The organism is Neisseria sp. P0007.S010 (assembly GCF_051962875.1).
Classification (GTDB): Bacteria; Pseudomonadota; Gammaproteobacteria; order Burkholderiales; family Neisseriaceae; genus Neisseria; species Neisseria subflava_A.
The window spans coordinates 1-237 of record NZ_JBQCUX010000068.1; the positions used below are offsets into that span (position 1 = coordinate 1).

Genomic DNA, 237 nt, shown 5'->3' on the forward strand with positions numbered 1-237 from the left:
CTCGGGCTTCGGTGGTGATGTTGTCGTCGCCGGTAACGGTCACGGTGGAGCCGAGTTTTTCGATATTGGTGCTGCCGTTGTCGCCGCTAAAGGTCAGGCCTTTAGTGTCAACGGTGGTTTGGGCATCCACACCTTTTTGGATTTCGGCTTTGGTGTTATCCGCCAAGTCGATGCTGTAGTCGGTCACGTTGTCGGCCTTTTCAGCGGCGGTAACGGTCACTTTGCTCGAACCGGCGC

General features: G+C 56.5%; 1 protein-coding gene. It reads right to left on the minus strand.

Annotation, left to right across the window (positions count from 1 at the left end; translation table 11 throughout):
• Window positions 1–237: hypothetical protein (locus ACTHR7_RS10930; protein WP_440370821.1), on the minus strand; the 237-nt coding region annotated here is incomplete at both ends.